Below are 13,923 nucleotides of genomic sequence, written 5' to 3'. Positions count from 1 at the left end.
GAGGCTGACTCAGCGGCACAGAGCCTGCTTGGCGGCAGCATATTCCTCTGCCAGACGTGCTACGGCATCACCGGCACTCTGCACCGCTTCGATGGCGCCGATACCCTGGCCGCAGCCCCAGATGTCTTTCCAGGCTTTCTTGTCGGTGTTGCCTCCGGAGCCGAAGTTCATGGCGGTCGGATCGCTTTCCGGCAGGTTCTTGGGATCCATGCCCGCTTTGACGATGGATGGGGCAAGGTAGTTGCCGTGTACCCCGGTGAACAGGTTGCTGTAGACGATGTCCTTGGCGCTGCTCTCCACAATCATGTCCTTGTAGGCCTGCTCCGCGTTGGCCTCTTCGGTGGCGATAAACATGGATCCGATATAGGCCAGGTCAGCGCCCATGGCCTGGGCGGCCAGTACGGAGCGGCCGTTGGCGATGGAGCCAGACAGTGCTATCGGGCCATCGAACCACTGACGCAATTCCTGAATCAGAGCGAACGGGGACTGGGTGCCGGCGTGACCGCCTGCGCCAGCGGCCACAGCGATGAGACCGTCGGCACCTTTCTCAATGGCTTTGCGTCCGAAGAAGTTATCGATGATGTCATGCATCACCAGGCCACCCCAGCCATGGACTGCCTGGTTCACTTCCTCACGAGCGCCCAGGGAGGTGATCACCAGCGGTACCTTGTACTTTTCACACAGTTCCAGATCTTTCTCGAGGCGATCATTGGAGCGATGAACGATCTGGTTGACCGCAAACGGTGCAGAAGGTTGGTCAGGGTGCTCGCGATCCCATTTGGCCAGCTCCTCGGTAATCTGTGACAGCCATTCGTCCAGCTGAGACAAGGGACGAGCGTTCAGGGACGGGAATGAGCCCACCACCCCGGCCTTGCACTGGGCCAGCACCAGATCCGGGTTGGAAATGATGAACATGGGAGAGCACATGACCGGCAGGCGGAGCCGGGAAGTAATGGATTCTGGCAGTGACATGGTCATTTTCCTCGTACAGGTGTGCCCATGAGGGCTAATCAGTTGCTGTATAAATTTACACTGTATATTTTAAAGGTCAATAGCCTTTGCCGAGCCCGTGAGCGAAATGGTCAATCGTCCAGATGGGGTGGATGCACCTTCATGCCCGCATAGAGGGTGCGCATGATCTTTTCGCGCAGGGTCTGGCCGTTCATGCCGCGCAGGCCGCTGGCCAGCTCCAGCACCACGATACCGTGCAAGGTGGCCCAGAACATATAGCCGATCAGCTGGGCATCCCCTTCCAGCAAGCCGGCGGCAATCATCTCTTCCACATAATTGACCATGGCTTTCTGGGCACGGGCGTTGGCCGTAACCAGTTCGGGGTATTGCTCTTCATCCTGCTGTGCGAAAGCAAAAATCAGCTGGTAGGCGGAGGGAAAGGTCTTGGCGAAATTGACATAGGCGTCCCCCACGGCGCGGCCTTTGCTGCGCGCATCCGGGGCATTGGCCACGGCGTTTTCCAGGGCTTCGGAAAAACGGTTGAAGGCTTCGGCGCGGACAATGGCAAGGATCTCGTCCTTGTCGCGGAAATAGCGATAGGGTGTCATCGGGCTTACCCCCACCTCGCTGGCGATCTGCCGCATGGTCACGTTTTGCGGGCCTCGCTCGATAAACAGGCGGGTGGCGGCCGCGCAGACCGAATCGCGGAATTGGGCAATTTCGGCTTCTGTTTTTGCTTTTTTGGCCAAAACGGCACTCCGGGGTAATTGATGCATATACAGTGTAAACAAAAAGAAATGTCGTGTAATAGATCAGCTCGGCACGAATCTTGAAAGATTTGGTGTCCCATCATCACGACAGGTGTTCCCGTGCCTCTTCCCCCGGATTTCATGCATGCCCGTGTGGACTCAGTCAGACAACGTCTGAATGTGCAGGTCTGCAGCTTGTATCAGGCTGATGTGGTTAACCAGACCCTGGAGATTGTTGCCACCAGCGGCCTTAACCAGAGCGTGCTGGGTGCAACGCTGACTTTTTCCCAGGGGCTCACGGGCAAGGTGGCCCGCTCCCGCTCCCCGGTGGTGGCTCGGGATATCCGGACCCATGATGATTACTTTCACATTGACGGCTCCGATGAAGAGCGCTTCCAGAGCTATCTGGGCATTCCTCTGGAGTTCGACAGCGTGCTCTACGGGGTGCTGGTGGTCCAGACCGAGGCCCGCAAGACCTTCTTCCTCAAGGATATCCGCGAACTGCACAGCGCCGGCCGCGACTTACTGGATGCACTGAAATTGAGCATGCGGCAGGCGGGATGAAAACCAGCTACGAGCGACAAGCTACATGGCGAGGACTGGTCAGTGCCGTGTTTTCAGGTTAGCAGTCCGCGACGAGACCTTAATCGCGGCGAGGAGCCTGCAGTAAAGATAATGCTTGCTCGCGTTGCAGCTTGAGGCTTGTAGCTTCTCTTCAGCTCGCCAGCCAGCTCAGCGCGTCCTTTTGCTCTGCCCATTCGAATACTCTCACTTCTCCTGGAATCACCGCACTGGCCTGGCGGATCAGGTTGGCGATCCAGTCGTGGCTGGTGACGACGGCGATCTTGTGCCAGCTGAGCGGGTGGCGCAGGCCAAGGAGGGCGTCTTGCAGCATGGCGCCGGCAGAGAAGGACTCGAAAGTGGGGCCCAGCTCGTAGAGGAAATTGATCTGGTGATGGTCGCTGAGGGCTTCCTCGATGGCGGGAATCAGAACGGCCTTGTAATCGCTGGCGGTCAGTTCGCCGTGACCGCTCACGCCCACGGTATCCTCGGGCAGGTTGTCGATGCGCTCCAGCATGATGTGTCTCCTTTCCTTGGGTGACGACGGTGCTCTGGTTATCATGCCACGATATCCGTTAAGGAACCTGGCACGTGACCCACATTTTAATTGTAGATGACGAACCGCGGATTGCGGAGCCGTTGATGTTCGCGCTTGAGCGCGAGCACTTCACCGTGTCCCATGTGGCGCTGGGAGAGGTGGCGCTTGAGAAGCTGTCCCACGGCAAGGTGGACCTGGTCGTGCTGGATGTGGGCTTGCCGGATTTGAATGGCTTTGAAGTGCTCAAACGGCTGCGAGCCAGCAGTGAGGTGCCCGTGCTGTTTCTCACCGCCCGGCAGGAAGAAGTGGACCGAGTGCTTGGGCTCGAACTGGGCGGTGATGACTATGTCACCAAGCCGTTCAGCCCGAGGGAAGTGGTCGCGCGCATCCGTGCCATTCTCAAGCGGTTGGCTCCCCGGGTGTCCGAGTCGCTTTGGCAACTGGACGAAGCGGGCGCCCGGATTCTCTGCAAAGGTCAGCCTCTGCCACTGACGCGTTCCGAGTACCGGATCCTGGCGGCCATGATCCAGCACCCTGGCCAGGTGTTCAGCCGGGCCCATTTACTGGATATCTGCGACAGTGATGAAGACAGTTTCGAGCGTAGTGTGGACACCCATATCAAGACCCTGCGCGCCAAGCTCAAGCCGCTGCAGGCGGATGCCCTGATCGCGACTCGCCGTGGGCTTGGTTACTTCCTGGAGAGCCTGTGAAACTCGGCCAACGCCTGCTGCTGTTTTACTTCCTGATCCTCGGGCTGCTGGGCTGGTTCGTGCTGGACATGGTATTCAGTCAGGCCAAGCCGCTGGTGCGTCAATCGGCCGAAGAGACGTTGGTGGATGCGGCCAATCTGCTGGCGGAAATGGTGGCCGTGGATGCCGCAAACGGCGCCATTGTGATTACCCCACAGTTGCGAGAAGCATTGCAGCGCTATGCCGCACGTACCCCGGATGCGGATATCTGGGGGATGAAGAAAGGCGCTATCCATACCCATGTTTATATCACCGGCCCGGATGGCGTGGTGTTGTTCGACTCGCGGGGGATCGATGAAGGTGAAGATTTCTCCCGCTGGAATGACGTCTACCTGACGCTGCAAGGCGGCTATGGCGCGCGTACCACGCGCAGTGATCCGGCAGATCCTTCCACCTCGGTGATGTATGTGGCAGCACCGATTCGGGATGCCGGCAGCTTGATTGGTGTCATCAGTCTGGGTAAGCCAGGGCGATCCATTGAGCCGTTTGTGCAGCGCGCGGAGCGCACCTTGATGCTGTACGGCAGCGGGGTATTGCTGTTCTGCCTGTTGCTGGGCGGCTTGCTGGCCTGGTGGCTGAGCCGTCGGGTCAGCCGTTTGCAACGTTACGCCGAGGCGGTGGCCAGTGGCGAAAGGGCGGCGCCGCCGGATTTTCGCGGCAAGGACGAAATTCGTGCGCTGGCCGATGCGGTGACGGCGATGCGTCGCAAGCTGGAAGACCGGTCGCGGCTGGAAGACAACGTGACCATGTTGACCCATGAAATGAAAAGCCCGCTGGCTGCCATTCGTGGGGCGGGGGAAATTCTGGCGGAAGAAATTCACGATCCTGCCCTGAGTCGTTTTACCGATAACGTGGTGCATGAAACGGTACGCCTGAGTCATCTTCTCGATCGGTTACTGGCTATGGCTCGGCTGGAAAAACTGGAGAGCTTGCCAGCCCGGAAGCAGCCGGTAGAGGTGGCGTCTCTGGTAAAGGAATGGCAGTCCAGCCGTTATGCCTTGCTGGCGGAAAAGTCGCTGCACTTGAAGGTGGAAGGCAGAGCGCTGAATGCCGAACCGGAAACGCTGACGTTAGCGCTCTTCAACTTGCTCGATAATGCCCTGCGCTTTGCCGAGCCTGAATCGACCTTGGTGATCAAGGTGGCGGACTCTTCGCTGCGAGTGGAAAACCGTGGGCCACAGATTCCTGGGTATGCGCTTTCCCGCGTCACTGAACGTTTCTATTCCCTGCCGGCCCCAGGGCAGGAGAAAAGTTCCGGCCTTGGCCTGGCCATGGTCCAGGAGATCGCCAGCCTGCATGGTGGTTCGCTGCAAGTAGAAAACACTGATGATGGGGTGGCGGTAACACTCAGGCTGCCATAGCCATAGCCATAGCCCTCTTGCTCGTCAGGGGCTGCGGGCGGTCCGAGTGACAGCGAGGTAAGGATTCCAAACGCGAGTTTCGAAAATCAAAAACAACAACCAGGTATGGGGGTTGAGGTTTTGCCTTTCGAAACTCGCTTCTCGCAACTCGAAGCTCATCGCTCGACGCTGCCATTCCCCCACACAATCCACACATAACCCTCTCATAACGTCGGCATCCTGATCCCCGTTACCAACAGGGGAGAGGACCCATGAAAAATAGCCTGTTTTTGAAAATGCTGACCATCGCCGGATTGTTGCTGGTGCTGGTGGTGCCGTTGATGATGATCCAGGGGAAGGTCAGTGAACGCGAGAATGAGGCCTGGCAGGTGAGATCCTCCCTTTCCGAGCAGGTGGGGGGGGAGCAGATCCTGAGTGGGCCGGTGATCGTGGTGAAACGTATTACCAAAAAGCTGCAGGAAAAAAGTAACTGCAAGAAAGACGAAAAGTGCACTTACTGGAAACACTCAACGACGCATTTCCGTTATATCCCGGAGATTTTGGCCGTTAATGGAAAAATGAAGACGGAGATGCGCTTTCGGGGAATCTATGGCTCGCCCATGTATCGCAGCCTGCTGCAGATAGAGGCGCAAATGCCGGTGTTCAGAGAGCCGGTCCAGAAACCCGAGGTGCTGGTCTCGGAAGAAGCCATGATCATCACCCATGTCAGCGCATTGCGTGGGCTGGTGGAGTTGCCGAGCTTTATGGTGAACGGGAAGTTGCTTGCCCTGATCGAGACCGATGAGCTTCCTTCCGGATTGGGGGAAAATGTTGTGGCGGCGAGGTTGCCGGGTGATTTGCGTGGTCCTTTCTCGGTTCAGATCAGGTTGAATCTGAATGGCGCGGAATCCTTGTCTTTTGTCCCGCTAGCGAAGCAGACGGAAGTGAACCTGCAATCGGATTGGCCGCACCCAAGTTTTGAAGGCCTGGTGCTGCCCGTGGACAGGGAAATCAGTGGCGCGGGTTTTAACAGCCGCTGGCGCACCAATAGTCTCGCTTCCTCTTCGGCGATTCACTGTGCCCGTAATCAGGGGTTGTGCCTGGACAGGGATGAATCACTGCGCGTGCGCCTGGTTCAACCGGTGACCGGTTTGCTATCCAGCGAGAGGGCCCTCAAGTACAGCTTTCTGATTGTGGGGCTCACCTTTGCGGCATTCTTCCTGTTTGAAGTGCTGCGTCGTTATCCGCTGCATGCCATGCAGTATCTGTTGGTGGGGTTGGCGCTGGCCATGTTCTATCTGCTGCTGGTGGCCCTCAGTGAACATATTGATTTTGTCTGGGCGTATCTGGCCGCTGCCTTGTCGTGCTGCGCGTTGATCGGTGTCTATCTGATGGCAGTGATGCGATCGCCGGGGTCGGGCTGGGGCTTTGCCGGGAGTCTGTTGCTGGTGCAGGGGCTGATCTACGGCATCCTAATGGCAGAAGACTATGCATTGTTGCTGGGTGCGCTACTGCTGTTCGTTGCACTCTCTGCAGTGATGTTGGTCACCCGCAAACTTGACTGGTACAGCTTTGCCGCTGCAGGGCGCGGTAATCCGAAAGCCATGCCGGTCACCGGGAGTGCTTCATGAAGCGCGCGGCACGGATCAGAATCCATGCCTTGATGATGGCTGCTCGACAGCGGCCCATGGACGAACACTCTCTGCTGCGTCAGGCGTTACGCCTGGCGCAGCAGGCCCTCGCGAGCAACGCAGCGGATCGAGATGCGATTCGCAGTCTGGGCATGCTGTGGTGGCGATTGGGCGCGCGGCAGCGTGGGCGGGCATTGTTGGGGCTCGGGTAGGTTTCAGCTACGAGCGAGGAGAAGCGAGTAACGAGTTTCGAGTTACGAAAAGCAAAAGCGGGTGTGGTTCTTGATTTTGCCTTTCGAAACTCGCAATTCGCTTCTATTCTCCTTCCTTGCCAATGCCCGGATCCCTGGCCAGTTTTGGCGTGTAGCCTGTTGCGTTCCCTTAATGCATCGCTTTGCGCAGCGGCGGTTCCTGTTGGTGAATGCTGAGGATCAGCTGGTCTTCCAGGGCAAAACGTTCTTCCAGGGTTTCCATGAGTTGGCTGATGCGCTGCGGAAGCCGGGCTTTCAGCAGGCTATTGCTGGCCGGGTTTTCGAAATCAGCATTGAAGGCAAGGGCTTCGTCAGTGGAGGCATCCAGCTGGCTGAGAATGTGGTGAGTGAGTGCCGGGTTTTCACGATGGAAATGGCGGGCTTCGTTGACCAGTTCCCGGTATACCTCAAAGTAACCGGCACTGATGTAATCCATCAGTAATTCGCAAAATTGTTGTAGCTGTTTTTGCTGTGGCACTTGTGAACTGAAACCGCGCATGCCTTGCAGCGTGCAGAGCAAGACAATCAATTGCTGGCGCTCATCCAGCCATGCTTTTACCAGGGTTTCAATGCGTTGCCACTGGGCCATTGCGCTGGGTGACGTGCTCGCCATTGTCTCTCCTCCTTATTGGAATGGCTGAGTATTCTGTAACGCCGTTTTTCCTTGCGGGCTATCGAGACTAGGCTTTCCTCGCCGCAGGCTGCAATGGGCAGAATGGGCTTTTGGGGGCAGAGAGGGCGAGGAGAGTGAAAAAACGGAGAGGACTCAGTAACTTGCCGATAAAGACGATTTTTTTATAAATAAAGCGATTTTTGTAGCGATGGGAAAAAGCCGGGGAAACTGTGCCCCGGCTCACAGGCATCAGAGCAGTGAGGCGATCCAGGGCCAGATCCACGGTAATGCCAGTGCAGTTACCAGGCCGCAGAGGCCGAGCGCCAGGCCGCTGAAAGCACCGGCCTTCTCGCCGTACTCGAAGGCGCGGGCTGTGCCAATGGCGTGGGCCACCAGGCCCAGCGCAAAGCCGCGAATGCGGTCATCAGTCACCTTCAGCAGACGGAAAATCGGGCCGGCGGCCAGTGCGCCGACAATGCCGGTAATCGCCACGGCGCCGGCCACCAGCGATTCCGAACCTCCGGTGGACTTCACCACTTCCACGGCGATGGGGGTGGTAATGGATTTGGGCGCCAGTGATGCGATTACATCCTGTGGAGCACCAAGCCACCACGCCAGACCTACGGAGATGCCGGCCGCGATAAAGGCGCCGATCACGGTAGCGATCATGATGGGGGTGAGCACGCTGCGTACGGTATGCAGCTGGCGATACAGGGGCCAGGCCAACGCCACGGTGGCCGGGCCGAGCAGGAAGGCGATCAGACTGGTCTGTTCGCGGTATTCCTCATAATTCACGCCGACCAGCGGCAATACGATAATGACCGGGATAGAGGCCACCAGAAAAGGGTGAAACAAAGGCAGGCTGTTGCTCTTGCCATACACCCAAAGGGCGAACTGATAGCTGGCCAGGGTGAGCAGAACGCCGAACAGGGGAGTGTGAACCAGCCCGGCCAGGGATTGCAGGTCAGTGTCCATGGCCATCCCCTTTTTCCTGGTGCTTGCCACCCATCAGGAATTTCAGCATCAGGGTCACCAGAATCATGCTGAGAATGGTGCCGCCCACCACCGCCACGACCAGGGCCAGGGCGTTTTCCTGATAGCGGTCCCATTGCAGTACGATGCCCACACCCAGGGGAAAGATCAGCAGGCTGATGTGCTTGATCAGGGTGCCGGCGGCGGGGGCGACGCGCTGGGAGAAGGGCGCATTGAGCAGCAGGGCGATCAGCAGCAACACCATGCCAAGCACAGGGGCAGGCAGGGGCAGGCCGGTGAGGCGAATCACCACCTCACCGAGAAACTGGAAAAACAGCAGGATCAACAGGCCATCAATCATGACAAATCAGCGGGGCAATGGGCGGAACAGCTGAATCAGTGCGACCGCCAGCAGCCCGGAAAATACCACCAGTGACCAGGCCGGAAGGCTGAGCCCCAGGAAGCTCCAGTCCAGCTCGGCACACTCGCCGGAGCCAGCCAATACCTGCTGGACCACATTCTGTAGCGGGAAGACGTCCAGCATGTACTCAAGACCGGGGCCGCAGGCCGGGACCTGATCCGGTGGCAGGTTTTGCAGCCAGATATGACGGATGGAAACCGCACCGCCGCCGATGGCAGCGAGACCGGTAAGCAGGCCATAGATACGTACCCCAACCCGTTTAGGACCGTGCACGGCTGCCACCAGCAACACCAGTGCGGCAGCGATGACGCCGACCCTCTGGAAGATACACAGGGGGCAGGGTTCCAGGCCGTCCACATGTTGCAGGTAGAGGGCGCCGGCCATGGCAAAGAGACAGGCCAGCAGGGCCAGCAGGTTAAGCAGTCGCGGAGCAGGAATGATCGACGTCATGGTGAGCTCTTTCGTTCGTTGACGCCGGAAGGGTAGGGAAAAGCGGGCTTGGCGGCAACTTCACAGCGACGAAAGTCGCAGGCTGCCGGGTCGCAGAGGTCCAGGGAGTGCCAGGCTGGCAGGATCACGCCTGTTGGGCAGGTGCCTTGTTGTGGTGACGGTCATTCCAGGCGTCGATGCCGGCTTCCCAGCCCTGGAACCACCACTGTGTCAGCGGATCGTCAGGCGTATAGGGGCAGCGATTGCTGTCGCCGCCGCCGAGGCCCCACATGCAGCCCTGATTGTAGGCTTTTTCCCGTTGTTGCTGGTTCGGGTTCATGGTGTCTCTCCTGTCATGCCTTGAGACTAGCATCGGCGAGGGCTTTGCATAGGGGAACACGGCGCATTTTTGTAGTGAATACGACCGAAAGTGCAACAACGTGTACGGCTGGTCACTAAGGGTGTGACGTGGGTTTGTTAATGTCAGAGGCTTGAAGCCCGATGGTGGACGGGGGAAGGGCTCAGGCCAGGCTCATGGCCGCTGAGGGAGCTCCCTGCGGCCTTTGGGTTATCCCTGCAATTGATCCAGGCCCGAGCGCGGTAGTCAGTCTCGAGTAACGAGTTCAGAAACTCGCCTCTCGAACCTCTTCTCTGGATGCTTTCAGTCCCGGAAATAATCTGCCAGGTAATCGCTGAAAGACTGCTGCTCAGTCTGCTCCCAGGCCTGCTGGTCTGCCAGGCTGGTGGCGGCCAGTTGCTCCAGTTTCGCGTTGGTCTCGTCACAGCGCTGACGGGACAGGAAATGATCCCGGTGCGCCAGGGCCTGGTTCATGGCGAACTGGAAGAAGCTCTGCTTGCGTCCTTCCAGTTTTTCCAGAATCCGCGCCGATGGCGTCGCGTCCGGTGTGCACACTTTTTCCTGCTGACGGGACAGGGCATCAGCATAGTCGTTGCCGCCGTGGGCGCGATCGAACAGTTCGGCGATGGGCTTCATCTGCTCCAGTTTTTCGCTGGCCCAATCCTTGAGGGTGACGGACTTGCCCCAGCGGCACAGCGCAATGCTGGTGTCCCGGCCTTCGTAGACCACTTTCTGCAGGTTGGTCTTGCTGGCGATCAGATCGCATTTTTCCAGCAGCGGTGATTCCATCAGCAGGCAATAGGTAGCAAAAAGATCGAGAAAACGGATCTCCTGCTGGTTGATGCCCACGGGCTCGAACGGGTTCAGATCGAGTGCGCGTATCTCGATGTATTCCACCCCGCGTTTCTGCAAAGCGGTGGTGGGACGTTCGCCCGAGTTGATGGTGCGTTTGGGGCGAATGGAAGAGTAGTACTCGTTCTCAATCTGCAGGATGTTGGCATTGAGTTGCTGATAGTTGCCTGCCGCATCTTTCACACCAATTTTTTCGTAGGCGGCTTCCGGCGTCTTGATGGCGTGTGTCAGCGTCTCGACGTACTCGTCCAGATTGTTGTAGCTGATGGCCAGGGACGACTGGGCATTGTTCTGGTAGCCAAGATCGCTCATGCGCAGGCTGGTGGCATGCGGCTTGTAGAGGGTGTGATCGAAGGTATCCAGCTGATGCTCGCGGCCGGCCAGGAATGATTTGCACAGGGCAGGCGACGCACCGAACAGGTACACCAGCAGCCAGGAATAGCGCTGGAAATTGCGGGTCAGGTCAAAGTAGCGGCGGGAGATGTAATCCTGCAGCGGCGAATTATCCTTCTCCAGTAGCTGGTTCAGCTTCCAGAACTCTTCCGGGTAGGAAAAGTTGTAATGAATGCCGGCAATGGTCTGCATTTTGCGGCCATAGCGGTGACCCAGCCCTTCCCGGTAGATGGTCTTCATGCGGCCCACATTGGAGCTGCCGTACTGGGCCACCGGCACATCGCTGTCCTGGCTGATCATGCAGGGCATGGAGTTCACCCACAGCACTTCATCGCCGATGTGGCTGTAGACATAGCGATGCAGCTGTTCCAGAAACGCCAGCGGCTTGTGCACTTCGGTGGTGGCCGGGGTAATGAATTCCAGCAGGGCTTCGGAATAATCCGTGGTGATATAGGGGTGCGTCAGGGCCGAGCCGAGGGCCTTGGGATGGGGTGTCTGCGCCAGGGTGCCATCGGTGGTGATGCGCAGGCTTTCCTTCTCGATGCCGCGACGGATACCGGCCAGCGTGGCGGCGGCATCGGAATCAAGCAGGGCATGGATACGCTGTTCCAGATCTTTCATGGTAGGGCCCGGTCCAGGCCGCCGGAGTCGTTCGGCGACGGGTGTGACGGTAATCCGACAATCATGGGGCAAGCGGGTGACCGTGAGAAGTCAGCCGCGCTTGCCCCAGCCATGTTACAGGCGTTTTTTGCCTTTCTTCTGGTCTTCCTTGGCTTTGGCGAACAGGTCCGCAAACGTGCCCCCCGCATTCTGTGGCTGGCCACCGGCTTGACGGTTGCCGGCCTGGCGTTGTCCGCCACGGGGCGCACTGTTGCCCCTGCGGGCTGCGGCACCGGGGCGACCGGCGGGCGCGGCGCCCTTTTCCACTGGCTGGTCGTCCATGCGCATGGTCAGGCTGATGCGCTTGCGGTCCAGATCCACTTCCAGCACCTTCACCTTGACGATGTCGCCGGGCTTGACCACGGTGTGCGGGTCTTCCACGAACTTGTCAGACAGGGCGGATACGTGCACCAGGCCATCCTGGTGAACGCCGATATCCACAAAGGCGCCGAAGTTGGTCACGTTGGTGACGGTGCCTTCCAGAATCATGGAGGGCTTAAGGTCCTTGAGGGTCTCTACCCCCTCCTTGAATACCGCTGCCTTGAACTCCGGGCGCGGATCTCGGCCCGGTTTTTCCAGCTCGCTGAGGATGTCGGTGACCGTGGGCAGACCGAAGTTGTCATCGGTAAACTCGGAGGCATTCACCTTCTTCAGGAAGGAGACATCGCCGATCACTTCCTTGAGCGGGCGGCTGTGTTTTTCGGCAATTTTTTCCACCACCGGATAGGCTTCCGGGTGGACTGAAGAGCCGTCCAGCGGGTTGGCGCCATTCATGATGCGCAGGAAGCCGGCGGCCTGTTCGAAGGTCTTGTCACCCAGTCGCGGCACCAGCTTGAGGTCATTACGGCTGCCGAAGGCGCCGTTCTTCTCGCGGAAGGTGACGATGTTGCCGGCAATGGTGCTGTTAAGGCCAGCAATGCGCGCCAGCAGCGGAGCGCTCGCGGTGTTCACATCGACGCCCACGGAGTTCACACAGTCTTCCACCACCGCATCCAGGGAGCGGGAGAGCTTCACCTGGCTTACGTCGTGCTGGTACTGGCCCACACCAATGGCTTTCGGGTCGATCTTCACCAGTTCGGCCAGCGGATCCTGCAGACGGCGGGCAATGGAGACGGCGCCACGGAAGGACACGTCCAGCTCGGGGAATTCCCGGGCGGCCAGTTCGGAAGCGGAGTACACCGAAGCGCCGGCTTCAGAGACCATGATCTTCTGGATATTGCCCTTGCTGGCCTTGACCACTTCACCGGCCAGTTTGTCGGTTTCGCGGCTGGCGGTACCGTTACCGATGGCGATCAGTTCCACCTTGTGCTTCATGCACAGCGCGGCGAGCACGGACAGGGACTGGTCCCACTGATTCTTGGGCTGATGCGGATAGATAGTGGTGTGTTCCAGCAGCTTGCCAGTGGGGTCCACCACGACCACTTTCACCCCGGTACGCAGGCCCGGGTCGAGCCCCATGGTGCACTTCGGACCGGCCGGGGAGGCCATCAGCAGGCTCTTCAGGTTACGGGCGAATACCTGGATGGCCTCCTCTTCGCCCAGCTCGCGTACGCGGCCAAGCAGTTCGGTTTCCAGGTGGGTGTTGAGTTTGATCTTCCAGGTCCAGCGCATCACTTCCTTGAGCCAGTCATCGGCGGCGCGGCCCTGATGGCTCCAGCCGGAGACGGCGGTGACCATGCCTTCACACGGGTGCGGGATGGCGGTTTCCAGCTCCTCCGGCAGCACCATGGAAACGTGCAGGATGCCTTCGTTACGGCCACGGAACAGGGCCAGTGCACGGTGGCTGGGGATGTCTTTCAGGGCTTCGCTGTGATCGAAGTAGTCGCTGAACTTGGCGCCGTCCTTTTCCTTGCCGTCGGCCACCTTGGCCTGGATCTGGGCCTTGTCCCACAGGTAGGTGCGCAGCCGGGTGAGCAGTTCGGCATCTTCGGCGAAGCGCTCCATGAGGATTTGTTTGGCGCCGTCCAGGGCATCCTTGGCGGTCGCGATCTTGTGTTCTTCGTTCAGGTAGCCGCCAGCCAGGGCATCCGGATCCTGTGTCGGATCATTCAGCAGGCTGTCAGCCAACGGCTCCAGGCCCGCTTCCCGGGCAATCTGGGCACGGGTGCGGCGCTTGGGTTTGTAGGGCAGGTAGAGATCTTCCAGGCGGGTTTTGGTGTCCGCGGCTTTGATGGCCTTTTCCAGCTCCGGGGTGAGCTTTTCCTGCTCGGCGATGCTTTTCAGGATGGCTTCGCGGCGCTCTTCCATTTCCCGCAGGTAGCGCAGCCGTTCTTCCAGGTTACGCAGCTGGGTGTCATCCAGTCCGCCGGTGACCTCTTTCCGGTAACGGGCAATAAAGGGGACGGTAGAACCTTCGTCCAGCAACCCCACGGCGGCGTTGACCTGTTGTACCTGGCAGCCGATTTCTTCGGCGATGATCTGTTCAATACTACGCATGAGATTCCCTGATATGCAC

The 13,923-nt window shown here is 58.9% G+C and carries 15 protein-coding genes; 5 read left to right on the top strand and 10 right to left on the bottom strand.

Annotation, left to right across the window (positions count from 1 at the left end):
* Positions 1-9: 9 nt before the first annotated feature.
* A complete protein-coding gene (locus GFN93_RS01200; protein WP_153498620.1) occupies positions 10-972 on the bottom strand; it encodes an NAD(P)H-dependent flavin oxidoreductase in 963 nt (320 codons plus the stop codon).
* A gap of 110 nt (positions 973-1,082) precedes the next feature.
* The gene (locus tag GFN93_RS01195) at positions 1,083-1,700 is read right to left on the bottom strand and encodes a TetR/AcrR family transcriptional regulator (RefSeq protein ID WP_153498619.1); all 618 of its coding nucleotides are present in this window, start codon (positions 1,698-1,700) and stop codon (positions 1,083-1,085) included.
* Positions 1,701-1,820: 120 nt separating this feature from the next.
* Here GFN93_RS01195 and GFN93_RS01190 point away from each other — a divergent pair, with 120 nt between their 5' ends.
* On the top strand, positions 1,821-2,264 hold the full coding sequence (locus GFN93_RS01190) for a GAF domain-containing protein (protein WP_328594099.1): 444 nt from the start codon (positions 1,821-1,823) through the stop codon (positions 2,262-2,264).
* Positions 2,265-2,415: 151 nt separating this feature from the next.
* On the opposite strand, the gene GFN93_RS01185 is transcribed toward GFN93_RS01190, so the two are convergent.
* A complete protein-coding gene (locus tag GFN93_RS01185) occupies positions 2,416-2,778 on the bottom strand; it encodes a SpoIIAA family protein (protein WP_153498618.1) in 363 nt (120 codons plus the stop codon).
* 74 nt (positions 2,779-2,852) lie between these two features.
* On the opposite strand from GFN93_RS01185, the gene creB reads away from it, so the two are divergent.
* The 4 genes from creB (at position 2,853) to GFN93_RS01165 (ending at position 6,731) form a co-directional block, all read left to right on the top strand.
* Complete coding sequence (gene creB / locus GFN93_RS01180; RefSeq protein WP_328594097.1) at positions 2,853-3,509, top strand: two-component system response regulator CreB; 657 nt, start codon at positions 2,853-2,855, stop codon at positions 3,507-3,509.
* Positions 3,506-4,909, top strand: a complete 1,404-nt coding sequence (gene creC, locus GFN93_RS01175) for a two-component system sensor histidine kinase CreC (protein WP_328594095.1) — start codon at positions 3,506-3,508, stop codon at positions 4,907-4,909. The genes creB and creC overlap by 4 nt, the downstream gene beginning before the upstream one ends.
* A gap of 251 nt (positions 4,910-5,160) precedes the next feature.
* Positions 5,161-6,519 carry a cell envelope integrity protein CreD gene (gene creD / locus GFN93_RS01170; RefSeq protein ID WP_153498617.1) on the top strand — a complete coding sequence of 453 codons (1,359 nt, stop codon included), beginning with the start codon at positions 5,161-5,163 and terminating at the stop codon, positions 6,517-6,519.
* Positions 6,516-6,731: a hypothetical protein gene (locus tag GFN93_RS01165; protein WP_153498616.1), complete on the top strand. Its 216-nt coding sequence runs from the start codon at positions 6,516-6,518 to the stop codon at positions 6,729-6,731. Before creD ends, GFN93_RS01165 begins: the two co-directional genes overlap by 4 nt.
* Positions 6,732-6,900: 169 nt before the next feature.
* Here the strand turns inward: GFN93_RS01165 and rsd are convergent, their stop codons facing one another.
* The 7 genes from rsd to GFN93_RS01130 all read right to left on the bottom strand — a co-directional run bounded on the left by rsd (position 6,901) and on the right by GFN93_RS01130 (position 13,904).
* Positions 6,901-7,383 (bottom strand): sigma D regulator, encoded by a 483-nt coding sequence (gene rsd / locus GFN93_RS01160; protein ID WP_153498615.1) that lies wholly within the window; start codon positions 7,381-7,383, stop codon positions 6,901-6,903.
* Positions 7,384-7,632: 249 nt separating this feature from the next.
* Positions 7,633-8,364, bottom strand: coding sequence for an LrgB family protein (locus tag GFN93_RS01155; RefSeq protein WP_235901612.1), 732 nt, complete (start codon positions 8,362-8,364; stop codon positions 7,633-7,635).
* The gene (locus GFN93_RS01150; RefSeq protein WP_153498614.1) at positions 8,348-8,716 is read right to left on the bottom strand and encodes a CidA/LrgA family protein; all 369 of its coding nucleotides are present in this window, start codon (positions 8,714-8,716) and stop codon (positions 8,348-8,350) included. Before GFN93_RS01150 ends, GFN93_RS01155 begins: the two co-directional genes overlap by 17 nt.
* 6 nt (positions 8,717-8,722) lie before the next feature.
* On the bottom strand, positions 8,723-9,226 hold the full coding sequence (locus GFN93_RS01145) for a disulfide bond formation protein B (RefSeq protein ID WP_153498613.1): 504 nt from the start codon (positions 9,224-9,226) through the stop codon (positions 8,723-8,725).
* A gap of 124 nt (positions 9,227-9,350) precedes the next feature.
* Entirely contained in the window at positions 9,351-9,545 is a 195-nt protein-coding gene (rmf, locus tag GFN93_RS01140; RefSeq protein ID WP_153498612.1) for a ribosome modulation factor, read from the bottom strand.
* A gap of 321 nt (positions 9,546-9,866) precedes the next feature.
* The gene (gene gshA / locus GFN93_RS01135; RefSeq protein WP_153498611.1) at positions 9,867-11,429 is read right to left on the bottom strand and encodes a glutamate--cysteine ligase; all 1,563 of its coding nucleotides are present in this window, start codon (positions 11,427-11,429) and stop codon (positions 9,867-9,869) included.
* Between the two features lie 114 nt (positions 11,430-11,543).
* Positions 11,544-13,904: a Tex family protein gene (locus GFN93_RS01130; protein WP_153498610.1), complete on the bottom strand. Its 2,361-nt coding sequence runs from the start codon at positions 13,902-13,904 to the stop codon at positions 11,544-11,546.
* Positions 13,905-13,923: the final 19 nt, after the last annotated feature.

This window comes from Alcanivorax sediminis (genome assembly GCF_009601165.1).
Taxonomy (GTDB): Bacteria; Pseudomonadota; Gammaproteobacteria; order Pseudomonadales; family Alcanivoracaceae; genus Alcanivorax; species Alcanivorax sediminis.
Note: the sequence above shows the minus strand (reverse complement) of the source record. Positions and strands in the feature narration are given on the sequence as shown.

Bases quoted from the DNA above. Each gene is read 5' to 3' on its own strand.
- GFN93_RS01150 (WP_153498614.1), bottom strand. From the start codon at position 8,716: ATGATTGATGGCCTGTTGATCCTGCTGTTTTTCCAGTTTCTCGGTGAG.
- rsd (WP_153498615.1), bottom strand. From the start codon at position 7,383: ATGGCGAGCACGTCACCCAGCGCAATGGCCCAGTGGCAACGCATTGAA.
- GFN93_RS01145 (WP_153498613.1), bottom strand. From the start codon at position 9,226: ATGACGTCGATCATTCCTGCTCCGCGACTGCTTAACCTGCTGGCCCTG.
- GFN93_RS01165 (WP_153498616.1), top strand. From the start codon at position 6,516: ATGAAGCGCGCGGCACGGATCAGAATCCATGCCTTGATGATGGCTGCT.
- rmf (WP_153498612.1), bottom strand. From the start codon at position 9,545: ATGAACCCGAACCAGCAACAACGGGAAAAAGCCTACAATCAGGGCTGC.
- GFN93_RS01200 (WP_153498620.1), bottom strand. From the start codon at position 972: ATGTCACTGCCAGAATCCATTACTTCCCGGCTCCGCCTGCCGGTCATG.
- creD (WP_153498617.1), top strand. From the start codon at position 5,161: ATGAAAAATAGCCTGTTTTTGAAAATGCTGACCATCGCCGGATTGTTG.
- gshA (WP_153498611.1), bottom strand. From the start codon at position 11,429: ATGAAAGATCTGGAACAGCGTATCCATGCCCTGCTTGATTCCGATGCC.
- GFN93_RS01155 (WP_235901612.1), bottom strand. From the start codon at position 8,364: ATGGCCATGGACACTGACCTGCAATCCCTGGCCGGGCTGGTTCACACT.
- GFN93_RS01130 (WP_153498610.1), bottom strand. From the start codon at position 13,904: ATGCGTAGTATTGAACAGATCATCGCCGAAGAAATCGGCTGCCAGGTA.
- GFN93_RS01185 (WP_153498618.1), bottom strand. From the start codon at position 2,778: ATGCTGGAGCGCATCGACAACCTGCCCGAGGATACCGTGGGCGTGAGC.